At 70.2% G+C, this 21,779-nt stretch carries 23 protein-coding genes; 11 read left to right on the top strand and 12 right to left on the bottom strand.

Annotation, left to right across the window (positions count from 1 at the left end):
• Positions 1 to 180: 180 nt before the first annotated feature.
• From ACFRKB_RS34515 to ACFRKB_RS34500, 4 genes are all read right to left on the bottom strand, one after another.
• Positions 181 to 699 carry a SixA phosphatase family protein gene (locus ACFRKB_RS34515; RefSeq protein WP_383110557.1) on the bottom strand — a complete coding sequence of 173 codons (519 nt, stop codon included), beginning with the start codon at positions 697 to 699 and terminating at the stop codon, positions 181 to 183.
• A gap of 91 nt (positions 700 to 790) precedes the next feature.
• The gene (locus ACFRKB_RS34510) at positions 791 to 1,000 is read right to left on the bottom strand and encodes a hypothetical protein (RefSeq protein ID WP_383110556.1); all 210 of its coding nucleotides are present in this window, start codon (positions 998 to 1,000) and stop codon (positions 791 to 793) included.
• 315 nt (positions 1,001 to 1,315) lie between these two features.
• Complete coding sequence (locus ACFRKB_RS34505) at positions 1,316 to 1,432, bottom strand: SGM_5486 family transporter-associated protein (RefSeq protein WP_365974107.1); 117 nt, start codon at positions 1,430 to 1,432, stop codon at positions 1,316 to 1,318.
• Between the two features lie 4 nt (positions 1,433 to 1,436).
• Positions 1,437 to 2,816 (bottom strand): CynX/NimT family MFS transporter, encoded by a 1,380-nt coding sequence (locus ACFRKB_RS34500; protein ID WP_383110555.1) that lies wholly within the window; start codon positions 2,814 to 2,816, stop codon positions 1,437 to 1,439.
• 52 nt (positions 2,817 to 2,868) lie between these two features.
• On the opposite strand from ACFRKB_RS34500, the gene ACFRKB_RS34495 reads away from it, so the two are divergent.
• Entirely contained in the window at positions 2,869 to 3,543 is a 675-nt protein-coding gene (locus ACFRKB_RS34495; RefSeq protein WP_383110554.1) for a FadR/GntR family transcriptional regulator, read from the top strand.
• A gap of 42 nt (positions 3,544 to 3,585) precedes the next feature.
• Here the strand turns inward: ACFRKB_RS34495 and ACFRKB_RS34490 are convergent, their stop codons facing one another.
• From ACFRKB_RS34490 to fabG, 3 genes are all read right to left on the bottom strand, one after another.
• The gene (locus ACFRKB_RS34490) at positions 3,586 to 3,942 is read right to left on the bottom strand and encodes a hypothetical protein (RefSeq protein WP_383110553.1); all 357 of its coding nucleotides are present in this window, start codon (positions 3,940 to 3,942) and stop codon (positions 3,586 to 3,588) included.
• Positions 3,943 to 4,153: 211 nt separating this feature from the next.
• Positions 4,154 to 4,927 carry an enoyl-ACP reductase FabI gene (gene fabI, locus ACFRKB_RS34485; RefSeq protein ID WP_383110552.1) on the bottom strand — a complete coding sequence of 258 codons (774 nt, stop codon included), beginning with the start codon at positions 4,925 to 4,927 and terminating at the stop codon, positions 4,154 to 4,156.
• Positions 4,928 to 4,931: 4 nt separating this feature from the next.
• Entirely contained in the window at positions 4,932 to 5,651 is a 720-nt protein-coding gene (gene fabG, locus ACFRKB_RS34480; protein WP_329826278.1) for a 3-oxoacyl-[acyl-carrier-protein] reductase, read from the bottom strand.
• A 194-nt stretch (positions 5,652 to 5,845) separates the two neighbouring features.
• On the opposite strand from fabG, the gene ACFRKB_RS34475 reads away from it, so the two are divergent.
• From ACFRKB_RS34475 to tyrS, 3 genes are all read left to right on the top strand, one after another.
• A complete protein-coding gene (locus ACFRKB_RS34475) occupies positions 5,846 to 7,369 on the top strand; it encodes a TldD/PmbA family protein (RefSeq protein WP_365974102.1) in 1,524 nt (507 codons plus the stop codon).
• Positions 7,366 to 8,763 (top strand): metallopeptidase TldD-related protein, encoded by a 1,398-nt coding sequence (locus ACFRKB_RS34470; RefSeq protein ID WP_383110551.1) that lies wholly within the window; start codon positions 7,366 to 7,368, stop codon positions 8,761 to 8,763. The genes ACFRKB_RS34475 and ACFRKB_RS34470 overlap by 4 nt, the downstream gene beginning before the upstream one ends.
• Positions 8,764 to 8,835: 72 nt before the next feature.
• Positions 8,836 to 10,116, top strand: coding sequence for a tyrosine--tRNA ligase (tyrS, locus tag ACFRKB_RS34465; protein WP_383110550.1), 1,281 nt, complete (start codon positions 8,836 to 8,838; stop codon positions 10,114 to 10,116).
• 106 nt (positions 10,117 to 10,222) lie between these two features.
• Here the strand turns inward: tyrS and ACFRKB_RS34460 are convergent, their stop codons facing one another.
• Positions 10,223 to 10,510 (bottom strand): GlsB/YeaQ/YmgE family stress response membrane protein, encoded by a 288-nt coding sequence (locus ACFRKB_RS34460; protein ID WP_383110549.1) that lies wholly within the window; start codon positions 10,508 to 10,510, stop codon positions 10,223 to 10,225.
• A gap of 214 nt (positions 10,511 to 10,724) precedes the next feature.
• On the opposite strand from ACFRKB_RS34460, the gene ACFRKB_RS34455 reads away from it, so the two are divergent.
• Both ACFRKB_RS34455 and ACFRKB_RS34450 read left to right on the top strand, forming a co-directional pair.
• Complete coding sequence (locus ACFRKB_RS34455) at positions 10,725 to 11,087, top strand: DUF3099 domain-containing protein (RefSeq protein ID WP_365974136.1); 363 nt, start codon at positions 10,725 to 10,727, stop codon at positions 11,085 to 11,087.
• A gap of 197 nt (positions 11,088 to 11,284) precedes the next feature.
• The gene (locus ACFRKB_RS34450) at positions 11,285 to 11,545 is read left to right on the top strand and encodes a hypothetical protein (protein ID WP_383110548.1); all 261 of its coding nucleotides are present in this window, start codon (positions 11,285 to 11,287) and stop codon (positions 11,543 to 11,545) included.
• Here the strand turns inward: ACFRKB_RS34450 and moaA are convergent.
• From moaA to ACFRKB_RS34435, 3 genes are all read right to left on the bottom strand, one after another.
• Positions 11,528 to 12,520 (bottom strand): GTP 3',8-cyclase MoaA, encoded by a 993-nt coding sequence (moaA, locus tag ACFRKB_RS34445; protein ID WP_383110547.1) that lies wholly within the window; start codon positions 12,518 to 12,520, stop codon positions 11,528 to 11,530. The two genes, ACFRKB_RS34450 and moaA, sit on opposite strands and share 18 nt — an antisense overlap.
• 180 nt (positions 12,521 to 12,700) lie before the next feature.
• Positions 12,701 to 14,326 carry a solute symporter family protein gene (locus ACFRKB_RS34440; protein ID WP_383110546.1) on the bottom strand — a complete coding sequence of 542 codons (1,626 nt, stop codon included), beginning with the start codon at positions 14,324 to 14,326 and terminating at the stop codon, positions 12,701 to 12,703.
• Complete coding sequence (locus ACFRKB_RS34435) at positions 14,323 to 14,718, bottom strand: DUF485 domain-containing protein (RefSeq protein ID WP_383110545.1); 396 nt, start codon at positions 14,716 to 14,718, stop codon at positions 14,323 to 14,325. The genes ACFRKB_RS34440 and ACFRKB_RS34435 overlap by 4 nt, the downstream gene beginning before the upstream one ends.
• A 264-nt stretch (positions 14,719 to 14,982) precedes the next feature.
• Here ACFRKB_RS34435 and ACFRKB_RS34430 point away from each other — a divergent pair, with 264 nt between their 5' ends.
• A complete protein-coding gene (locus tag ACFRKB_RS34430) occupies positions 14,983 to 16,533 on the top strand; it encodes a S8 family peptidase (protein ID WP_383110544.1) in 1,551 nt (516 codons plus the stop codon).
• Between the two features lie 172 nt (positions 16,534 to 16,705).
• On the opposite strand, the gene ACFRKB_RS34425 is transcribed toward ACFRKB_RS34430, so the two are convergent.
• Entirely contained in the window at positions 16,706 to 17,458 is a 753-nt protein-coding gene (locus tag ACFRKB_RS34425) for a VIT1/CCC1 transporter family protein (protein ID WP_383110543.1), read from the bottom strand.
• Between the two features lie 237 nt (positions 17,459 to 17,695).
• Between ACFRKB_RS34425 and ACFRKB_RS34420 the strand changes: the two genes are divergently transcribed.
• The 4 genes from ACFRKB_RS34420 to ACFRKB_RS34405 all read left to right on the top strand — a co-directional run bounded on the left by ACFRKB_RS34420 (position 17,696) and on the right by ACFRKB_RS34405 (position 21,779).
• Positions 17,696 to 18,784 carry a DEDDh family exonuclease gene (locus tag ACFRKB_RS34420; protein ID WP_383110542.1) on the top strand — a complete coding sequence of 363 codons (1,089 nt, stop codon included), beginning with the start codon at positions 17,696 to 17,698 and terminating at the stop codon, positions 18,782 to 18,784.
• 64 nt (positions 18,785 to 18,848) lie between these two features.
• Entirely contained in the window at positions 18,849 to 19,082 is a 234-nt protein-coding gene (locus ACFRKB_RS34415; RefSeq protein WP_365974088.1) for a hypothetical protein, read from the top strand.
• Between the two features lie 66 nt (positions 19,083 to 19,148).
• The gene (locus tag ACFRKB_RS34410; RefSeq protein ID WP_383110541.1) at positions 19,149 to 19,952 is read left to right on the top strand and encodes an SURF1 family cytochrome oxidase biogenesis protein; all 804 of its coding nucleotides are present in this window, start codon (positions 19,149 to 19,151) and stop codon (positions 19,950 to 19,952) included.
• 42 nt (positions 19,953 to 19,994) lie between these two features.
• Positions 19,995 to 21,779 carry a glycoside hydrolase family 15 protein gene (locus ACFRKB_RS34405; protein ID WP_383110540.1) on the top strand — a complete coding sequence of 595 codons (1,785 nt, stop codon included), beginning with the start codon at positions 19,995 to 19,997 and terminating at the stop codon, positions 21,777 to 21,779.

Genomic DNA, 21,779 nt, shown 5'->3' with positions numbered 1-21,779 from the left:
ACTGGACGTACTCGGGCGACTCCGACAACGCGGCGAGGCGCGGTGCCAGACGCCGTGGGCCCGCGAAGATCGACCGGACAGGACCTAGACGCGGGAAGGCCCCGGCACGCGGGCCGGGGCCTTCTTCCGTGCTCGCGGGCCTGCTCCCGGCCGCCGCCGGGCTACCGGCCGTCGGCCCGGTCACTCGTGCGGGCTCCAGAAATCGACCAGCTTTCCCACGCCGTGCTCCACCGACTTCCAGCTGCCGTCGAAGACGATCACGGCGAAGGCCGCGGTCGGGAATCCGGTCCTGGTCATCCGGCCGATGGTGTCGCCCTCCCCCGCGCCCGAGAGCGCGTCGGCCAGGGAGTGCATACCCGGGTTGTGACCGACGAGTAGCAGATCGTTCACCTCGTCGGGCGTCTCGTTCAGCAGCGCGAGAAGATCACCGAGGGTGGCATCGTAGAGCCGCTGCTCATAGCTGGTCCTGGGACGCTGGGGCAGCTCCTGCACGGCCAGCTTCCAGGTCTCGCGCGTCCTGAGCGAGGTCGAGCAGAGAGCCAGGTCGACGGGGATCCCCGTCCCGGCCAGCCGACGGCCGGCCACGGAGGCATCCGCGCGGCCGCGATCAGCGAGCGGCCGTTCGTGGTCGGACACGTCCGGCCAGTCGGCCTTCGCGTGCCGGAGTAGGACGATCCTGCGGGCTGTATCGACGCTCATGCATCCCAGCTTCGCATGAAACGCGCCATAGGGCGCAGGGTGTTGACGCACGGCCCCGGCACGGGTGAACGCGCCCGGCGGCCGTCCCGTACTACCGGCCCAAGGTCAGATGGATGTGCTCCAGAATCCGCCCCACCGTGGGGTCGTCCGTCGCTGCATGCGCCTGTCCAGGATCCGCCATCAGCAGGAATAGCACGACGAAGGCGACCGCGGGCAGCGCCACGGACCACCACGGCAGCCGGATCTCGACGCTGTCGGAGGAGACGGACGGGTGGAACCGGGAGCGGGTTCGGGCCGGCATGGCCGCCTCCGTGGGTCTGCGGTTGTCGAGGTACCTCAAACCTACGGATCATGGCCCCCGGTGCCCATCCGGTGACCCACCCACTGGACCCTGACCCTGGCCCCCTAGGGGACGGTGGTGCTAGCCCCACCCCCCCATTTTTTGAGGGCTCGGTTCGCCTCCGGGCGCTTCATGCCACTGTCGACGGTCGACCGTGCTCGATTCCCTCGTCCCTCGGGAACCTCCGCGCGCTCTCCCTTTCGACAGCGGCGCGCCCTTCGGCTCTCTCGCCACCGGAAAGACGGCACCCGGAACGTCAGGGGCGCCCCCGGCACACTACGGACTGGCGATGGAGGCGATCACGCCGATGACCACCATGATGCCGATGATCGTGCCGAAGACGAGGAGCAGCTTCCGCTGGCCGTTCTGGGGGTTCGGGTCAAGGACTGGCATGAGGTCAGTCTCGCATCCGCGCCTCGTCCTCTATCGTCCGGTCCCTGCCCGCCACGACACCCGCCACCATCTGCGGCAGCAGGAACGTCGCCATCAGCGCGATCGGCAGCTCCGGGCCGCCGGTGTGCTGGTACAGGACGCCCACCAGCAGCGGGCCCGGGATCGAGATCAGGTAGCCGGTGCTCTGGGCGAAGGCGGAGAGGCGTACGACGCCCGTACCCGTCCTGGAGCGCATACCGATCATGGTGAGGGCGAGCGGGAAGGAGCAGTTCGAGATGCCCAGCAGTACGGCCCAGAGCCAGGCGCCCTCGGCCGGGGCGAAGTACAGACCCGCGTAGGCACTGAGTCCGCAGAGCCCCAGGGCGACGACGATCGGGCCCTGGTTCTTCATCCGCGCGGCCGTCCGGGGGATCACGAAGGCCAGCGGCACCCCCATCACCATGGTCACGGCGAGCAGCAGCCCTGCCGTGTCCGCCGGGATCCCCGCGTCGCGGAAGATCTGCGGCATCCAGCCCATGGTGATGTACGCGCCGGTGGCCTGGAGGCCGAAGAAGCAAGCGAGCGCCCAGGCGGTACGGCTGCGCCCGAGCCTCAGCCCCGGAGCCGGGGCGGCGGCGCGGGCCGGGACCGTGGCCGGATCCGCCCCCGGGGCCGCGTGCGGCGGTGAGGGCGGCGCCGAGGCGGCGCCGCGATCCCGTACCAGACCCAGCCAGGGCACGACCGCGAGGGCGGCGAGCACGGCCCACACCCCGAGCCCGGTCCGCCAACTGCCACCCAGCGCCTCGGTCATGGGCACGGTCACGGCCGCCGCGGTGGCGGTGCCGAGCGCCAGGGCCATCGAGTACAGCCCGGTCATCGTGCCGACGCGGTCGGGGAAGTACCGCTTGACGATCACCGGCATCAGCACATTGCTGACCGCGATCCCCATGAGCGCGACCGCGCTCGCGGCCAGGAAGCCGGCCGTGCCGCCCGCGAAGGGGCGGATGAGCAGCCCGGCCGTGATCGCCACCATGCCCGCGCAGACGACCGCGCCGGGACCGAAGCGCCGGGCCAGCCGGGGCGCCGCGAAGCCGAACAGGGCGAAGCAGAATGGTGGTACGGAGGTCAGGACCCCCGCGACGCTGCCGCTCACGTGCAGCCCGTCCCGCACCTCTTCGAGCAGCGCGCCGAGGCTGGTGATGGCGGGGCGGAGATTGAGGGCGGCGAGCACGAGTCCGACGACGAGCAGCCGGGGGAGCCAGACGCCGGGCCGCGGACCCGGTGAATCGGCGGACGCGGACGCGGACGGCGCCCGGCTCAGGGATTTCGCGGGCGCCGGCGCCCCGGAGGGCGCTGGCGGGGACGGTCGTATCTGCTGTATCTGTGTCTGCGGCTCGTCGGACATGGAGCCATCATAGAATCATAGGATGATTGATTGTCCACAGACGAGGAGAACCATGCCGCTGAACTCCCCCCGCCGCTCCGCGCTCTCCGACCAGGTGATCACCGAGCTGCGGAATCAGATCACCTCGGGCGAATGGCCGGTGGGCTCACGCATCCCCACCGAACCCGAGCTGGTCGAGCTGCTCGGCGTGGCCCGTAACACCGTCCGCGAGGCGGTGCGCGCGCTCGCCCACAACGGGCTGCTGGACATCCGGCAGGGCTCGGGGACGTATGTCGTCGCGACCAGCGAGCTGGCGGGGGTGATGCACCGCAGGTTCGCGACCGCCGATCCCCGGCATGTCGTCGAGCTGCGTTCCACGCTGGAGTCGTCGGCCGCGCGGATGGCGGCGGAGCGCCGTACGGAGCGTGATCTGCGGCAGCTGGACACGCTGCTCGCCCGCCGCGAGGAGGCCTGGGCCTCGGGCGACGCCGAGGTGTTCGTGATGGCCGACGCGAGCCTGCACATGGCGGTCGTCGCGGCCTCGCACAACGATGTGCTGACCGCGGTCTACGCGGATCTGGGCCATCTGCTGCGCGACCAGCTCCGCGACAACGTGGGGCGGGAGCTGCGGCCCGAGAACCATATGGACCACGCGCGGCTGGTGGCGGCGATCCGGGCGGGCGATGTGGAGACGGCGGGGACCGAGGCCGCGAGCCATGGACTCGGCTGCCTGGGGGACCGGGTCTGAGCCACGCCCGGACGCGAGCCGCTCAGGGCCTCTCAGCGCCGTTCAGGGCCGCTCATGGGTGACCCACACCTCGCGTATCTCCTTCCAGCACCGGTCCGTCAGCTCGGCGTATCCGGCCGGCCCGACATCCACGGGCGCGCTGTCGGCGTCGATGTCCCACCAGCGCGCGCACTCCACATGCAGCCGGATGCGGTCGGTCTGCGGATACGGGTTGTGGCAGGACGCGGTGGCGCGCGAGCCCACTATGGCCGTACGGCAGGAGGCGTGGAAGCGGTCGTCCGGGTCGCCGCGGCTCGCGGCGGCTCCGGCGCTCGGCACGCCCGTCAGGGAGACCGCGAGCCCCGTCGTGAGCAGAGCGGCTGTTGTGAGCGCCGACGTACGGCGACGCAGCGGGCGCATACGCACACACCTCCACCCCCACGACGACCGGATGACCCCGGTTCGCTCAGTGTGCGGTGCGTCGCCGCTCTTTTCGACTCGAACGCGTCGACTCGAACGCGTGACAGGCCGGCGCTTCCCGGGACCCCTCACGCACGGAAGCCGCGCCCCGTCTCCTGGACGGCGGCGCGGCTTCCGGCCCACGCGTACGAGTGGGGTACGCGTACGGGCGTCAGGCGCCCATCATGTGCACGCCGCCGTCGACATGGACGATCTCGCCCGTGGTCTTCGGGAAGAAGTCCGACAGCAGGCCCACGATCCCGCGGCCGGCCGGCTCCGGGTCGGTGAGGTCCCAGCCGATCGGGGCGCGGTGGTTCCACACGTCCGCGAGCTCCTCGAAGCCCGGAATGGACTTCGCGGCCATCGACTTGAGCGGACCGGCCGAGATCAGGTTGCAGCGGACGTTCCGCGCGCCCAGATCACGGGCGAGATAGCGGTTGGTGGATTCGAGCGCCGCCTTGGCGACACCCATCCAGTCGTACTTGGGCCAGGCCACCTGCGCGTCGAAGGTCAGCCCGACGACCGAGCCGCCGCGCCCCATCAGCGGCAGACAGGCCGTCGTCAGCGACTTGAGCGAGTACGCGGAGACATGCACCGCGGTGCCGACGTCCTCCCACGTGCCCTCAAGGAAGTTGAAGGCGCCCTGCGGACCGAAGGCGATCGAGTGCACGATGCCGTCGAGACCGGCACCGCTCTCGCCCTGGATCTCACGGATCCGGTCGGCCAGCCCGTCCAGGTGCTCCTGGTTGGTGACGTCCAGCTCGATGACCGGGGCGGGCTTGGGCAGCCGCTTGGCGATGCGCTCGACGAGCGTGAGCCGGCCGAAGCCGGTGAGGATGACCTCCGCGCCCTCCTCCTGCGCCACCTTGGCGGCGTGGAAGGCGATCGAGGACTCGGTGAGTACACCCGTGACGAGAATGCGCTTGCCGGCGAGGATTCCACTCATGTGATCAGTGACCCATGCCCAATCCGCCGTCAACGGGAATGACGGCTCCAGTGATGTACGAGGCGTCGTCGGAGGCGAGGAACCGCACCGTCGCGGCGATCTCCTCCGGCTGCGCGTAGCGGCCGAGCGGTACCTGCGAGACGATGCCCGCGCGCTGCTCGTCGGTGAGCACCTTCGTCATGTCGGTGTCGACGAAACCGGGCGCGACGACATTGAAGGTGATGTTCCGCGAGCCCAGTTCGCGGGCGAGGGAGCGGGCGAACCCGACCAGACCGGCCTTGGAGGCCGCGTAGTTGGCCTGGCCCGCCGAGCCGAGCAGCCCGACCACCGAGGAGATCAGGACGACCCGGCCCTTCTTGGCGCGCAGCATGGCGCGGTTGGCACGCTTGACGACCCGGAAGGTGCCGGTGAGGTTGGTGTCGAGCACCGAGGCGAAGTCCTCCTCGGACATCCGCATCAGCAACTGGTCCTTGGTGATACCGGCGTTGGCCACCAGCACCTCCACGGGACCGTGCTTCTCCTCGATCTCCTTGTAGGCCTGCTCCACCTGCTCGCTGTCGGTGATGTCGCAGCGGACCGCCAGGCAGCCCAGCTCCGTCAGGGCCTGCGGCGGCTCGCCGGACCGGTATGTGATGGCGACCTTGTCACCGTTGTCGGCGAAGGCGCGGGCGATGGCGAGGCCGATGCCCCGGTTTCCTCCGGTAACGAGAACCGAGCGGCTCAACGGATCAGCCTTTCCCTAGCGGTCTTCCAGCTGTCTGGTACATCGAAAACCTATCGGTACCGTGCCCGTCGCGGAGAATCGACCCCTGACAGCGCCTCGGTGAGGACCCTGTGGGATCCCTACAGAAAGTGGTGGGCAAGGGGCCGCCGACGCGACATGATCAGGTCGACCAGTCTCGACGACAGGAGACATCAGTGCCTCATTCCATCGACGAAGCCTTCACGGCACTGCCGCTGCGGGCGCTCGCCGACGCCGCGCTCGCCAGGGCGCGGGCGCTCGGCGCCGACCATGCCGACTTCCGCTTCGAGCGGGTGCGCGGCGCGGCCCTGCGGCTGCGGGACGGCAAGCCCGCCGGCTCGTCGGACACCACGGATCTCGGCTACGCGGTCCGGGTGGTGCACGGGGGCGCCTGGGGTTTCGCGTCCGGGGTCGATCTCTCCATGGACGCGGCGGCGCGGGTCGCGGGACAGGCCGTGGCGATGGCCAGACTGTCCGCGAAGGTGATCTCCGCCGCAGGTTCCGATGAGCGCGTGGAGCTGGCCGAGGAGCCGGTGCACGCCGAGAAGACATGGGTGTCGGCGTACGAGATCGACCCGTTCGAGGTACCCGACGAGGAGAAGACCGGGCTCCTGGCGGAGTGGAGCGGGCGGCTGCTGCGGGCCGAGGGCGTCGCGCATGTGGACGCCTCGCTGCTCACCGTCCACGAGAACAAGTTCTACGCGGACACGGCGGGCACGGTCACCACGCAGCAGCGGGTCAGGCTCCATCCGCAGCTCACCGCCGTGGCGGTCGACAGCGAGAGCGGCGAGTTCGACTCGATGCGCACGATCGCCCCGCCGGTCGGCCGGGGCTGGGAGTACCTCACCGGGACCGGCTGGGACTGGGACGCCGAGCTGGAGCGCATCCCGGGGCTGCTCGCCGAGAAGATGCGCGCGCCGAGTGTCGAGGCGGGCACGTACGACCTGGTCGTCGACCCGTCCAATCTGTGGCTGACGATCCACGAGTCGATCGGCCACGCCACCGAACTGGACCGCGCGCTGGGGTACGAGGCGGCGTACGCCGGGACCTCGTTCGCCACGTTCGACCAGCTGGGGAAGCTGGCGTACGGCTCCTCGGTGATGAATGTGACGGGCGACAGGACCGCCGAGCACGGTCTCGCCACCATCGGCTACGACGACGAGGGCGTCGAGGCGCAGTCGTGGGACCTGGTCAAGGACGGCACGCTCGTCGGCTACCAGCTGGACCGCAGGATCGCGAAGCTCACCGGCCTCGGCCGCTCCAACGGCTGCGCGTACGCGGACTCGCCGGGCCATGTGCCCGTACAGCGCATGGCGAATGTGTCGCTGCGGCCGGATCCGGGCGGGCTGAGCACGGAGGATCTGATCGGCGGGGTGGAGCGCGGGATCTATGTGGTCGGCGACCGGTCGTGGTCGATCGACATGCAGCGCTACAACTTCCAGTTCACCGGACAGCGGTTCTTCCGTATCGAGAACGGCAAGCTCGCGGGGCAGCTGCGCGATGTCGCGTACCAGGCGACGACCACGGACTTCTGGGGCTCGATGGAGGCGGTCGGCGGACCGCAGACGTATGTGCTGGGCGGCGCCTTCAACTGCGGCAAGGCCCAGCCCGGGCAGGTGGCGGCGGTCTCCCACGGCTGCCCCTCCGCCCTGTTCCGCGGCGTCAACATTCTGAACACCACGCAGGAGGCCGGACGATGACCACCAGCTCTGTCAGCAAGCCGCACGAGATCGTCGAGCGCGCCCTCGAACTGTCCACCGCCGACGGCTGCGTGGTCATCGCCGACGAGCAGTCCTCCGCCAATCTGCGCTGGGCGGGCAACGCGCTGACGACCAACGGGGTCACCCGCGGCAGGACGCTGACCGTCATCGCGACCGTCGACGGCTCGCAGGGCACCGCCTCCGGTGTCGTCACGCGCTCCGCCGTCACCGCCGGCGATCTTGAGCCGCTCGTCCGGGCCGCCGAGGCCGCCGCGCGTGCGGCCGGGCCCGCCGAGGACGCCCAGCCGCTGGTCGGCAAGGGTCAGGTGTCCGGGGACTTCACCGACGCGCCCGCCGAGACCACCTCCGCCGTCTTCGCGGACTTCGCGCCCGCGCTCGGTGAGTCGTTCGCTCAGGCCAGGGCCGGCGGACGCGAGCTGTACGGGTTCGCCAACCACGAGCTGACCTCGACATATCTCGGTACGTCCACGGGTGTGCGGCTGCGCCACGACCAGCCGAGCGGCACGCTGGAGCTGAACGCCAAGTCGCCCGACCGCACCCGTTCGGCCTGGGCCGGCCGGTCCACCCGGGACTTCAAGGATGTGGACCCGGCCTCCCTCGACGCCGAGCTGGCGCGGCGGCTGGCCTGGGCCGAGCGGAAGATCGAGCTGCCCGCCGGCCGGTACGAGACGCTGCTGCCGCCGACCGCCGTGGCCGATCTGCTGATCTACCAGCTGTGGTCCTCGACCGCCCGGGACGCGGCGGAGGGCCGTACGGTCTTCTCCCGCCCCGGCGGCGGCACCCGCGTCGGCGAGAAGCTGTCCGAGCTGCCGCTGACCCTGCGCAGCGACCCGCACGAGCCGGGCCTGGAGTCCGCGCCGTTCGTGATCGCGCACTCCTCCGGGGACGACGCCTCCGTCTTCGACAACGGCCTGGCGCTCTCGGCGACGGACTGGGTACGGGACGGCGAGCTGGCGCATCTGATCACCACCCGGCACAGCGCCGGGCTGACCGGACTGCCGGTCGCGCCCGGCATCGGGAATCTGGTCCTGGACGGCGGGGGCGAGCGCTCGCTGGAGGAGATGGTCGCCGGCACCGAGCGCGGGCTGCTGCTGACCTGCCTGTGGTACATCCGCGAGGTCGATCCGGCGACGCTGCTGCTCACCGGGCTGACCAGGGACGGCGTCTATCTCGTCGAGAACGGCGAGGTCGTCGGCGAGGTGAACAACTTCCGGTTCAACGAGTCGCCGGTCGATCTGCTGTCGCGGGCCTCGGAGGCCGGGCGTACGGAGAAGACGCTGCCGCGCGAGTGGGGCGACTGGTTCACCCGGGCCGCGATGCCCGCCCTGCGTATCCCGGATTTCAATATGAGCTCGGTCAGCCGGGGTGTATGACCCCCATAGACTGGCCGGTAGTACAGCCCCCGGTAGTACAACCCAGTGAACTGTTCGAGGAGAGAAACGACCGTGACGGACACGACGGACATCGTCGACGAGCTGAAGTGGCGCGGGCTGTTCGCCCAGTCCACTGACGAGGACGCTTTGCGCAAGGCGCTCGCGGACGGTCCCGTCACGTTCTATTGCGGTTTCGATCCCACGGCGCCCAGTCTGCATGTCGGACACCTCGTGCAGGTGCTGACCGTACGCAGGCTCCAGCGGGCGGGGCACCGGCCGCTGGCGCTGGTGGGCGGGGCCACCGGTCAGATCGGTGATCCCCGGCCGACCGCCGAGCGGACGCTGAACGACCCGGAGACGGTCGCCGGCTGGGTGCGACGGCTGCGGTCCCAGATCGAGCCGTTCCTGGACTTCGAGGGTCCGAACGCCGCGACCATGGTCAACAACCTGGACTGGACCGCGTCGCTGTCCGCGATCGAGTTCCTGCGGGACGTCGGCAAGCACTTCCGGGTGAACAAGATGCTCACCAAGGACTCCATCGCCCGCCGGCTGGAGTCCGACGAGGGCATCAGCTACACCGAGTTCAGCTACCAGCTGCTCCAGAGCATGGACTTCCTGGAGCTGTACCGCCGCTACGGCTGCGTCCTCCAGCAGGGCGGCAGCGACCAGTGGGGCAATCTCACCGCCGGTCTCGATCTGATCCACCGGCTGGAGCCGGGCGCCACCGTGCACGCGCTGGCGACGCCGCTGATGACGAAGGCGGACGGGACCAAGTTCGGCAAGACCGAGGGCGGGGCGGTCTGGCTCGACCCCGAGATGACCACGCCGTACGCCTTCTACCAGTTCTGGCTGAATGTGGACGACCGTGACATCTCCGCGTACAGCCGCATCCTCAGCTTCAGGAGCCAGGCGGAGCTGGAGGAGCTGGAGCGGGCGACCGCGGAGCGTCCGCAGGCCCGCGCGGCCCAGCGGGCGCTGGCCGAGGAGCTGACGACGCTCGTCCACGGCGCCGACCAGTGCGCCGCGGTCGTCGCGGCGTCCCGCGCGCTGTTCGGCCAGGGTGAGCTGGCGGAACTCGACGAGGCCACGCTGAGCGCGGCGCTCTCCGAGCTGCCGCGTGCCGAGGTCCCCGAGCCGGCGTCGGTGGTCGATCTCTTCGCCGAGACGGGTCTGGCGCCGAGCAAGTCGGCGGCTCGCCGTACGGTCAAGGAGGGCGGGGCGTACGTGAACAACGTCAAGGTCTCCGACGCGGACGTGGTACCGGACCGTTCGGAGCTGCTGCACGGCCGCTGGCTGGTGCTGCGCAGGGGCAAGCGGAACCTGGCCGCGGTGGAGGTCACCACCTCCGGCTGACACTCCGGACCCGTACGGCTCGGTACGGCACGCACGGCTGCGGCCGGGCAGCGCGCATGCGTTGCCCGGCCGTAACCGTCCCGCCCTGTCCGGGCCCGCGCCCGGTTCAGGCTCTCTGCTTGCTGCCCCGCTTGTTGCCGCGGTACGCGTTCCAGAGCATGTTGCCGACGTAGACGATCACGATGGCCCCGATCAGCTGGAGCAGATGGCGGGTCCAGTCCACGCCCCTGGTCTCCGCGACACCGATCCAGCCCGCGACGGCGTTGCCGAGAAAGCTGCCCAGCATGCCGCACAGGATCGTCAGCCACAGGGGGATGTGCTGCTTGCCCGGGATGATGGCCCGGGCGAGCAGGCCGAGCACCAGACCCACGATGATGACCCACAACCAGCTCATGGTCGCCTCCTCACGCGGCGCGATCCGCTCGTGATCGCCAGTCTGCGGCGTTGCGCCATTCGGCGCATGTCGGACACAGCCGTACGTGGCGGGACGCGGGGGACATCGGCCAGGATGGGAGTGCCCCGCTCTCGTGGGCGCCCGGGGCCCGGCGTACCGTTGTGGGGGTCCGGTCCGGGGAGAGTCCGGCACAGAATCGGGTGGTGGGAACGTGGTGCGGAAGCGGGGCGGCACGGAGGTCTTCCGGATCACGGGGGCCCGGCAGGGACTCGCCGAGGATGTGCGCGGCCGGCAGCGCCGGTATGTGATCTCGATGTCCGTACGGACACTCGCGGTGATCGCGACCGTGGCCCTGTGGAACGTGCAACGGCCGGTCGCGATCGTGACGCTCGTCCTGGGGGTGCTGCTGCCGTACGTGGCCGTGGTGATCGCCAACGGCGGCCGGGAGAACGCGACTTCACTGCCCTCGACCCATCTCGCCCCGCCGGCCCGTACAATGATCGCGCCCCCTACGGAGCCTGTCGTGGCGGAAACCGGCGCCACCGCGGCCGAGGGCGACCGGCCAAGCGGTCCGTGACGCTCCGCAAGGCTCAAGAAAAGCTCAGATCAATCGTGAAGTTCCGGTGCACGGCACCCCGTTGCCCGTGACATACTTTGAGTGCGCTCCGCATCCCCCGTCGGAGCGACGGACCGACGCCGGGCAGCTCCCCCCGTGGCTGCCCGGCGTCGCCATTTCCGGATTTCCGGTGACGGAATGTGTCTTAGGGTGGTCAGGTGAACTTCCCCGGCTTTCCCGGCTCTCCGGAGGGCTCCGGCGACGCGGCCCCGATCTGTTCTGCCAAGGGGTGCCGCGCACCCGCCGTCTGGGTCCTCGCCTGGAACAACCCCAAGCTGCATACGCCCGAGCGCCGCAAGACCTGGCTGGCCTGCGACGAACACCGCGAGCATCTCTCCTCGTTCCTGGGGATGCGCGGCTTTCTGAAGGACGTGGTGGAGCTGGCCGAGTGGGAGCGGAACTCAGCCGCCGATAGCTGACATCGGCCGGTCGGGCTGGAGGAACGCCGCCGGATCGTCCAGCCCGGAACCGGCCTTCTTGCCCCACATCGCCGTCTTCCAGAGCCCGGCGATCTCCTCGTCGGACGCGTCGGAACGCAGCGCGCCCCGCAGATCCGTCTCCTCCTGGGCGAACAGGCAGGTACGCACCTGTCCGTCGGCGGTCAGCCGTGTCCGGTCGCAGGACTGGCAGAACGGGCGGGTGACGGACGCGATCACGCCCACGCGGTGCGGACCGCCGTCGACGATCCAGCGCTCGGCGGGCGCCGAGCCCCGTACGGACTCGCCCTCCTCCGTCAGCTCGAAGCGCGTACGCAGCGAGTCGAGGATGTCACCGGCCGTTATCATGCCGTCGCGCTTCCAGCCGTGCTGGGCGTCGAGGGGCATCTGCTCGATGAAGCGCAGCTCGTAGCCGTGCTCCACGGCCCAGGCCAGCAGATCGGGGGCCTCGTCGCCGTTGAGCCCCGGCATCAGGACGGTGTTGACCTTGACCGGGACCAGCCCGGCGTCATGGGCCGCGCGCAGACCGTCCAGCACGTCCCGGTGGCGGTCGCGGCGGGTGAGGGTCTTGAAGACATCGGGGCGCAGCGTGTCGAGCGAGACATTGACCCGGTCGAGACCGGCCTCCCGCAGCGCGGCGGCCGTCCGCTTGAGCCCGATGCCGTTGGTGGTCAGCGACATCCGCGGGCGCCGCTCCAGGGCCGCGCACCGCTCCACGATCCCGACGAGACCGGGCCTGAGCAGCGGCTCACCGCCGGTGAAGCGGACTTCCGTGATCCCCAGCCGCGTCACGGCGACATGGATCAGCCGGACGATCTCGTCGTCGCTGAGCAGATCCGATTTGGTGAGCCACTGGAGCCCCTCTTCGGGCATGCAGTACGTACACCTGAGATTGCACCGGTCCGTGAGCGAGACGCGCAGGTCGGTGGCGACACGACCGAAGGTGTCGATGAGCACGGGGCCCCTCCCTGAACGGATCCGACTCGACCGACCCTACGTCAGCCGACTGACATCAACAGGGCCCGCATGTCACGAGGAGCGGCATGGCCGCATCGTAGGACTCTACGATGCGGCCATGGATCTGTATACCGTCTACAGAATTCAGTGCTCTTCCAGGGTGCGGCGCGATCCCCGGACTCAGTGCGCTCCCGTACCGGTGAGGGACTTGACCTCCAGCTCGGCGTACTTGCCCTTGTCCGGCTCCTCCTTCGACAGCACGGTGCCCAGCCAGCCCAGCAGGAAGCCCAGCGGGATCGAGATCAGCCCCGGGTTCTCCAGCGGGAAGAAGTGGAAGTCCACGCCCGGGAACATCGAGGTCGGCTTGCCCGAGACGACCGGCGAGAAGAGCACCAGCAGCACGGACGAGGCCAGACCGCCGTAGATCGACCACAGGGCGCCCTGGGTGGTGAACCGCTTCCAGAACAGGCTGTAGAGAATCGTCGGCAGATTGGCCGAGGCGGCGACGGCGAAGGCGAGCGCGACCAGTCCGGCCACGTTCAGATCGCGGGCGAGGGCGCCGAGCGCGATCGAGACGATACCGATGGCGACGGTCGCCCAGCGGGCCGCGCGGACCTCCTCCTTGTCGGTCGCCTCTCCCTTGCGGATGACATTGGCGTAGATGTCGTGCGCGAACGACGACGAGGACGCCAGGGTCAGCCCCGCGACCACCGCGAGGATGGTGGCGAACGCGACCGCGGAGATCACGGCGAGCAGGATCGCGCCCCCGGTCGAGTCGGCTCCGCCGCCGATCTCCAGGGCGGCCAGCGGCGCCGCCGTATTGCCCGCCTTGTTGGAGGCGATGATGTCACCGGGCTTGAGCAGGGCGGCGGCGCCGAAGCCGAGCACGATGGTCATCAGATAGAAGGCGCCGATGATGCCGATGGCCCAGATGACCGACTTGCGGGCGGCCTGGGCGGTCGGCACGGTGTAGAAGCGGATCAGGATGTGCGGCAGCCCCGCCGTACCGAGCACGAGCGCGATGCCCAGCGAGATGAAGTCCAGCTTCGAGGTCGCGGTGGCGCCGTACTTGAGTCCCGGCTCCAGGAAGGCCGCGCCCTTGCCGCTGTTGCTCGCGGCCGTGCCCAGCAGGTCGGAGAGGTTGAAGCCGAACTTCCACAGGATCAGGAAGGTGATCAGCAGGGTGCCCGCGATGAGCAGGACCGCCTTCACCATCTGGACCCAGGTGGTCCCCTTCATCCCGCCGATCGTGACGTACACGATCATCAGTACGCCGACGAGCGCGACGATGGCGATCTTGCCCCCGTCGCTGGTGATCCCGAGCAGCAGCGAGACCAGCACGCCCGCGCCGGCCATCTGCGCCAGCAGATAGAAGATCGAGACCACGATCGTGGAGGTGCCCGCCGCGGTACGGACCGGACGCTGGCGCATGCGGTACGCGAGGACGTCGCCCATCGTGTACCGGCCGGAGTTGCGCAGCGGCTCGGCGACCAGCAGCAGGGCGACCAGCCAGGCGACGAGGAAGCCGATGGAGTAGAGGAAGCCGTCGTATCCGAAGAGGGCGATGGCTCCCGCGATGCCGAGGAAGGACGCGGCGGACATGTAGTCGCCGGAGACGGCGAGGCCGTTCTGGAAGCCGGTGAACTGCCTGCCGCCTGCGTAGAAGTCGGAGGCGTTCTTGGTCTGGCGGCCGGCCCAGACGGTGATGATCAGGGTCGCCACCACGAAGAGCCCGAAGAGCGTGATGATCAGCGGCCGGTGCTCACTGGCGTCCGCGGCCGCGGCGAGCTGGATCGAGTGGTTCATGCGTCCGCCTCCAGACGGGACTTGATGACGTCCGCCTTCGGGTCGAGCTTGCGGGAGGCGTGCCGCGCGTAGAACCAGGCGATGAGGAACGTGGTCGCGAACTGGGCGAGGCCCAGGACGAGCGCGACATTGATGTTGCCGAAGACCTTGGTGCCCATGAAGCCGCCGGCGTAGTTGGACAGCAGGACGTACAGCAGGTACCAGGCGATGAACGCGATGGTCAGCGGGAAGGCGAAGGAGCGGTACGTACGGCGCAGTTCGCCGAATTCCGCGCTCTCCTGCACCTCGGCGAACTGGGCCGTCGTGGGCTGCGCCGTCGTGGACCGGTCCGGCGTTGACTGGGCGGTGCTGGTGTCCGTACCGCCCTTGGGCGGCGGTGCATCGGAAGCCACGGAATCTCCTCGTGACGCGGGTGCGGTGGGGTGGGGCATCTGGGAAACCTCACGGGGGGTGCGGATGTGCTGGTCCCCCTGACAACGGCACGGAGGGCGTGGCGACGCGGTTCAACACCGGCCTTTTTCTTCCAGTTTCTTCCAAAAATGATTCGGGAAGTGATTGAAGACCGGGGATGATCAGCGATAACTTCACTGGTCATGTACCCGTCCACGCGCACGCCTGCGCGGGGACGGTTCTTTCACGGATGATGTGGAGAACCCATGGCTCATCTGGGATCCAGACGGCGGCGCGCGCTCGCACTGCCCGCAGGTCTGGCGCTCACCGTCTCGCTCGGCTTCCTGCCGACCGGTACGGCCACGGCCGCGACGGCGGCGGGCAGCGTCCCCGCCGCCGCGGTCGCGACGGACGGCCCGAAGCTGTCGTACGTCGTCAACACCCGCGGTGGACGTGCCACCGTCTCGTCGGTCAAGAAGGCGATAGCCGAGGCCGGCGGCACGGTCGTGACCTCCTATGACCAGATAGGCGTCATAGTCGTCACCTCGCAGAACCCCGAGTTCGCGAAGACCGTCCGCAAGGCCAAGGGCGTCGACTCGGCCGGTGCCACCCGCACCGCGCCCATGTCCGCGCAGTCCACGACGGACATGGGCGCCCCGAAGGTGCTGTCCGCCGAGGAGGTCGCCGCCGCCACCGCGAAGGCGAAGGCGAACAAGGCCGCCGACCAGGACCCGCTGGAGCCGTTGCAGTGGGACCTGCCCGCCATCAAGGCGGACAAGGCGCACGAGAAGACGCTCGGCAGCAGGAACGTCACTGTCGCCGTCATCGACACGGGTGTCGACGACACCCACCCGGACATAGCGCCGAACTTCGACCGCGCGGCCTCCGTCAACTGTGTCGGCGGCAAGCCGGACACGACCGAGGGCGCCTGGCGGCCGGGCACGGGCGAGAGCCCGCACGGCACGCATGTCGCCGGTGAGATAGCCGCGGCCAAGAACGGCATCGGTGTCACCGGTGTCGCGCCGGGCGTGAAGGTCTCCGGCATCAAGGTGTCCACGCCGGCCGGGTTCTTCTACACCGAGGCCGTCGTCTGCGGCTTCGTGTGGGCCGCCGAGCACGGCGTCGACGTGACGAACAACAGCTATTACACCGACCCGTGGTACTTCAACTGCAAGAACGACCCCGACCAGAAGGCTCTGGTCGAGGCGGTCTCGCGGGCCACGCGGTACGCGGAGAAGAAGGGCGCGGTCAACGTCGCCGCGGCGGGCAACGAGAACTACGATCTCGCGTCCGACTCGATCACCGACCCGTCCAGCCCGAACGACACCACTCCGGGCGACCGGGTCATCGACCCGTCCGAGTGCCTCGACATCCCCACCCAGCTGCCGGGTGTGGTGACCGTCGCGTCCACCGGCGCCAAGGGGCTGAAGTCCTCGTTCTCCAACTACGGTCTCGGTGTCATCGACATCGCGGCCCCGGGCGGCGACTCCACGCGCTACCAGACCCCGGCCCCGCCGGCGGTCAGCGGCCTGATCCTCGGCCCGCTGCCGGGCGGCAACTACGGCTACATGGCCGGTACGTCGATGGCCTCCCCGCATGTCGCGGGCGTCGCGGCGCTGCTGAAGTCGACCCACCCGCACGCCTCGCCGCAGGCGATCAAGGCGCTGCTGTCGGTCCAGGCCGATGACACCGCCTGCCCGGCGCCGTACGACATCGACGGTGACGGAGAGGTCGACGCCGTCTGCGAGGGCGGCGAGCGCTACAACAGCTTCTACGGGGCGGGCGTTGTCGACGCCCTGGCGGCTGTACGCAAGTAAGCACCCGGGTGCCTGAGCACCGACCGCTGTACCGAGCGCGGGCCGTCCTCCGGGGCGGCCCGCGTTCGCATGCCGGCACCGTACGATCCTGTGCACCGGCCGGCGTGCGGGAAGGTACTGGCCCGCCGGCTCACGCCCCCGGCCGGATCCAGTTCGTCCGCGATCGACGCGATCAGACCCCCGCCGCCTTCAGCAGCGCGCCCGCCGCGTACGTGACCCCCATCGCCAGCGCTCCCCCGCCCATGTTCCGCAGCAGCGCCGGTCCCACCGACGCCGCGCCCAGTCTCGCGCTCCACCAGCCGGTCAGCGCCAGCGCGGCCAGTACGGAGACGACCGTCACCAACAGCCGCAGGGACGGCGGCGAGAGCACCATCGCCAGCAGCGGGAGCAGCGCGCCCACGGTGAAGGCGAGGAAGCTGGCGCCCGCCGCGTGCCAGGGGTTGGTCAATGCGTCGGGGTCGATGCCCAGTTCCACGTTCGCGTGGGCGCGCAGGGCGTCGCGTCGGGTGAGCTGCTCCGCGGCCTCGCGGGCGACCTTCTCCGACAGGCCGCGCGCCGCCAGCAGTTCGGTCAGCTCTTCGAGCTCCTCCTGCGGCTGTTCGCGCAGTTCGCGCCGTTCCAGGGCCAGCGCCGCCTTCTCCGAGTCGCGTTGCGTGGACACCGAGACGTACTCCCCCGCGGCCATCGACATCGATCCGGCCAGCAGCCCGGCGAGTCCCGCTGTGAGCAGGGTGGCGCGGGAGTCCGTCGCTCCCGCGACACCGACCACGATGCCGGCGGTGGAGACGATGCCGTCGTTGGCCCCGAGGACCGCGGCACGCAGCCAGTTGAGGCGGTTGCCGAGAGAGTCGCCGTGCGGCTCGTCGTGGAACGGGGGATGAGTGCTGTCGGTCACCCGGGGAAGGGTCTCATGACGGCCCGCCATCCCCCGCGCGCACGCGTCGAACGCACCTCAAAGTGCCTTCCCCTGTCCCGGCTGACCGGTCGGCATGGCTCGGCACAGGCCGACATAGCAGAGGCCGCCGCCGGCCCCGACACCGCCCCCTCCGCGGCCGTTTCCGCCGCACCGTAAGGGTCTTGACGGAACGACGGCTCGGAGCGCCGCCGTGGCCGGTCTCCGCCGACCGGGCTGTGGGACTGTCAGTCGCGGCCCGTATTCTCTGTGACCATGCTCGACGACCATACGACTGCAGCGACATGGCCGACCGCCTACCCCGACGGGTACGCGGTCGTCGACGTCGAGACCACCGGACTCGCCCGCGACGACCGGATAGTGTCTGCTGCCGTCTATCGCCTGGACGCCCGGGGCAATGTCGAGGACCACTGGTACACGCTGGTCAATCCGGAGCGTGACCCGGGGCCCGTGTGGATCCATGGACTGACGAGCGACGTCCTGGAGAGCGCCCCGCTCTTTCCCGAGATCGCCGGCGAGCTGGCCGCGCGGCTCGACGGACGGGTGCTCGTGGCGCACAACGCGATCTTCGACTGGTCGATGATCGCCCGGGAGTACGCGCGCGCGGAACGGACCGCGCCCACCCGGCAGCGGCTGTGCACCATCGCGCTCTCCAAGGAGCTGGGCCTGCCGCTGCCCAACCACAAGCTGGAATCGCTCGCCGCGCACTTCGGCGTCGTACAGCAGCGCGCGCACCACGCGCTCGACGACGCGCGCGTGCTGGCCGAGGCGTTCCGCCCGAGTCTGCACGCGGCGGCCAGGGACGGCGTACGGCTGCCGCTGCTGGAGTGCCGGCCGCTCACGGAGTGGTCGGACGCCCCGGCGCTGCCCCGGGTCGGCTATCAGTCCTCGTACCGGCAGACGAGCTGGCGGCCCTCGCGCAAGCGGCCCGCGTGCCCGTATCCGAACCCGGGCCGGTATGTGCCGGGCGAGCGGCTGGTACAGGGGATGCGGGTGGCGTTCTCCGGGGACACCTCCGTCGACCGCGAGCTGCTGGAGGACCGGGCCGTGGAGGCGGGGCTGCATGTCGCGACGAGCCTGTCCCGGCTGACCAGTCTGCTGGTGACCAACGATCCGGGGTCCTCGACGTCCAAGACGGTCAAGGCCGCGTCGTACGGAACGCCGGTCATCGACGAGGCCGCGTTCACCCAGCTGCTGCGGGACGTGGCCCCCGCGCCCGGCGCGTCCGTCCCGGCGCCCTCGCCATCCGTCCCGGCGCCCTCCCCGTCCGTCCCGGCACCCTCCCCGTCCGTCTCCGTGTCCACCTCCGTCCGCGCGTCCACCCCCGCAGACGGGTGATTGGCGGGCGACGCGCCAGCGGGCCGCTCGCCGCACCACCGCCCCTCGTCCCACTCTGTGGCGCATGGCACGTTGCGAGGTCTGCGGAAACGATTACGGGATGTCCTTCGAGGTGCACGCGCAGGGCGCGGTGCATGTCTTCGACTGCTTCTCCTGCGCCATTCACCGCATGGCGCCCATCTGTGAACACTGCCGGGTCCAGATCATCGGACAGGGCGTCGAGGCCGAGGGCCAGTGGTACTGCGGTGCGCACTGCGCGCGCGCCGACGGCAGGGCGGGGGTCGTCGACCACGTCTGACGGACCGCCGCCCCCGGGTCCACCCCCCGTCGGATCCGCCCGCACCCGCCGGGTACCGTCAAAGGCGTGTACCGCTTCCTGTTGTCCCGGCAGTGGGTGATCCTCACCCTCCTGGCCCTCGCCCTCATCCCCACGATGATCGAGCTGGGTTTCTGGCAGTACCACCGCCATGAGCACAAGGTCGCCCAGAACGCCCTGATCTCGGGCAACCTCGCGGCGAAGCCCGTACCGGTCACGGATCTGACGGCCCCCGGGCACACCGTCCCGCGTGACGACTACTGGCGCCGTGTCACCGCCACCGGCACGTTCGACCCCGCGCACGAGGTCGTCGTACGCCGCAGGACCGCCATCGACGACCAGGTCGGCTTCCACGTTCTGACCCCGCTCATCCTGAAGGACGGCCGCGCGCTCATCGTGAACCGCGGCTGGATCCCCTTCGGCGACGACCAGCGGGCCTTCCCCGACGTCCCGGCGGCGCCCAAGGGCGAGGTCACCATCACCGGCCGGCTGAAGGCGGATGAGACCTCGGCGGCCAGCGGTATCAAGGACCTGCGGAATCTGCCTCCCCGCCAGGTGATGCTGATCAACAGCGCGCGGCAGCAGGAAACGCTGGGCCGTACCGTCCTCGGCGGCTATGTCGAGCAGATCTCGCCCGAACCGGCCGGTGGCAGCCCCGAGCAGATCCCGGACCCCGACGACAGCTCGATCGGCCCCCATATGGCGTACGCCGTCCAGTGGTGGCTGTTCGTCGCCGCCGTACCCGTCGGCTGGGTGATTCTCGTACGCCGTGAGCTTCGCGACCGCGCGGCGGCGAAGGCCGGGCGGGACGCCGCCGACGCGGAATCCGCGCAGGAGCCCGCGGCCGTCTGAGACCGCTGCTTAACGCCCGCGCCGTACGGGAACAGCCCTGGCGTGACGCAACGCATCGAGGACTACGCACTGATCGGCGATCTCCAGACCGCCGCCCTGGTCGGCCGCAACGGCTCCATCGACTGGCTGTGCCTTCCTCGCTTCGACTCGGCGGCCTGCTTCGCCGCGCTGCTCGGGGGCGAGGAGAACGGCCACTGGCGGCTCGCCCCCACCGACGGGCGCGAGTGCACGCGGCGCGCCTATGTGGGTGACTCGCTGGTGCTGGAATCCGTGTGGGAGACCCGTACCGGCACCGTCAAGGTCACCGACTTCATGCCGCAGCGCGACAGGGCCCCCGAGCTCATGCGGATCGTGGAGGGCGTCAGCGGCTCGGTGGACATGAGTGCCACGATCCGGCTGCGCTTCGACTTCGGCTCGGTGGTGCCGTGGATGCGGCGGGCGGAGGGCCATCGGGTGGCGGTCGCGGGCCCCGACTCGGTCTGGCTGCGCAGCGAGCCCCAGGTCAAGACATGGGGTCAGCACTTCAGCACGCGCTCGTCGTTCACGGTCGGCGCGGGCGAGAAAGTGGCGTTCGTCCTCACCTGGCACCCCTCGCACAGGCCGCGCCCGCGGCGCGTCGATCCGTATGTGGCGCTGGCGCGCAGTCTGGAGGACTGGGAGAACTGGGCGGCGCGCTGCCGCTACCAGGGTCCGCACCGCGAGGCCGTCATGCGCTCCCTCATCACGCTCAAGGCGCTCACGTACGGCCCGACGGGCGGAATCGTCGCCGCCCCCACCACCTCCCTGCCGGAGGATCTGGGCGGCGTACGCAACTGGGACTACCGCTACTGCTGGCTGCGTGACTCCACGCTGGTGCTGGAGGCGCTGCTGTCGGCCGGCTATCTGGAGGAGGCGGCGGCCTGGCGCGACTGGCTGCTGCGCGCGGTCGCGGGCGATCCGGCCGATCTCCAGATCATGTACGGACTCGGCGGCGAGCGACGGCTGCCGGAGAGCGAACTGCCGTGGCTGCGGGGGTACGCGGGCTCCGCGCCGGTCCGTACCGGCAACAACGCGGTCGACCAGCTGCAGCTGGATGTGTACGGCGAGGTGATGGACTCGTTCAGTGTGGCGCGGACCGCGGGTCTCCCCGCGCAGCCGCACGCCTGGAACCTCCAGCTCAGCCTGCTGGGCTTCCTGGAGTCGAAGTGGCGCGAGCCGGACGAGGGCCTGTGGGAGGTGCGCGGGCCGCGCCAGCACTTCGTGCACTCCAAGGTGATGGCATGGGTCGCCGCCGACCGTGCCGTACGGACGCTGGAGGACGATCCGTCGCACAGCGGGGACGTGGCGCGCTGGCGCGCGATGCGGGACGAGGTGCACCGGGAGGTGTGCGAGCGGGGTTACGACCCGGAGCGCAACACCTTCACGCAGTCGTACGGCTCCGCCGAGCTGGACGCGGCGACGCTCCTGATCCCCCGGGTCGGCTTTCTGCCGCCGGACGATCCGCGGGTCATCGGCACGGTCGACGCGGTACGGGCCGAGCTGGGGCACGGCGGCTTCCTGCGCCGCTACACCACGACGGGCCTCTCGGTGGACGGGCTGCCGGGCGGTGAGGGAACTTTCCTGGTCTGCTCGTTCTGGCTGGCCGACGCGCTCCATATGACGGGGCGTACGGAGGAGGCGGCGGAGCTGTTCCACCGGCTGCTCGCGCTGCGCAATGACGTCGGGCTGCTGGCGGAGGAGTACGACCCGGTGGCGCGGCGGCAACTCGGCAACTATCCGCAGGCGTTCAGCCATCTCGGACTGGTGGTGACCGCGTTGACCCTCGCCGGGGGCGGCACGGCAGGATAG

Source organism: Streptomyces scopuliridis (assembly GCF_042790125.1).
Classification (GTDB): Bacteria; Actinomycetota; Actinomycetes; order Streptomycetales; family Streptomycetaceae; genus Streptomyces; species Streptomyces scopuliridis_A.
The sequence above is the reverse complement of the archived record's forward strand: the minus strand, read 5'-3'. Positions and strand labels throughout refer to the sequence as shown.

Bases quoted from the DNA above. Each gene is read 5' to 3' on its own strand.
- ACFRKB_RS34515 (WP_383110557.1), bottom strand. From the start codon at position 699: ATGAGCGTCGATACAGCCCGCAGGATCGTCCTACTCCGGCACGCGAAG.
- ACFRKB_RS34510 (WP_383110556.1), bottom strand. From the start codon at position 1,000: ATGCCGGCCCGAACCCGCTCCCGGTTCCACCCGTCCGTCTCCTCCGAC.
- ACFRKB_RS34505 (WP_365974107.1), bottom strand. From the start codon at position 1,432: ATGCCAGTCCTTGACCCGAACCCCCAGAACGGCCAGCGGAAGCTGCTC.
- ACFRKB_RS34500 (WP_383110555.1), bottom strand. From the start codon at position 2,816: ATGTCCGACGAGCCGCAGACACAGATACAGCAGATACGACCGTCCCCG.
- ACFRKB_RS34495 (WP_383110554.1), top strand. From the start codon at position 2,869: ATGCCGCTGAACTCCCCCCGCCGCTCCGCGCTCTCCGACCAGGTGATC.
- ACFRKB_RS34490 (WP_383110553.1), bottom strand. From the start codon at position 3,942: ATGCGCCCGCTGCGTCGCCGTACGTCGGCGCTCACAACAGCCGCTCTG.
- fabI (WP_383110552.1), bottom strand. From the start codon at position 4,927: ATGAGTGGAATCCTCGCCGGCAAGCGCATTCTCGTCACGGGTGTACTC.
- ACFRKB_RS34470 (WP_383110551.1), top strand. From the start codon at position 7,366: ATGACCACCAGCTCTGTCAGCAAGCCGCACGAGATCGTCGAGCGCGCC.
- ACFRKB_RS34460 (WP_383110549.1), bottom strand. From the start codon at position 10,510: ATGAGCTGGTTGTGGGTCATCATCGTGGGTCTGGTGCTCGGCCTGCTC.
- ACFRKB_RS34440 (WP_383110546.1), bottom strand. From the start codon at position 14,326: ATGAACCACTCGATCCAGCTCGCCGCGGCCGCGGACGCCAGTGAGCAC.
- ACFRKB_RS34430 (WP_383110544.1), top strand. From the start codon at position 14,983: ATGGCTCATCTGGGATCCAGACGGCGGCGCGCGCTCGCACTGCCCGCA.
- ACFRKB_RS34425 (WP_383110543.1), bottom strand. From the start codon at position 17,458: ATGGCGGGCCGTCATGAGACCCTTCCCCGGGTGACCGACAGCACTCAT.
- ACFRKB_RS34415 (WP_365974088.1), top strand. From the start codon at position 18,849: ATGGCACGTTGCGAGGTCTGCGGAAACGATTACGGGATGTCCTTCGAG.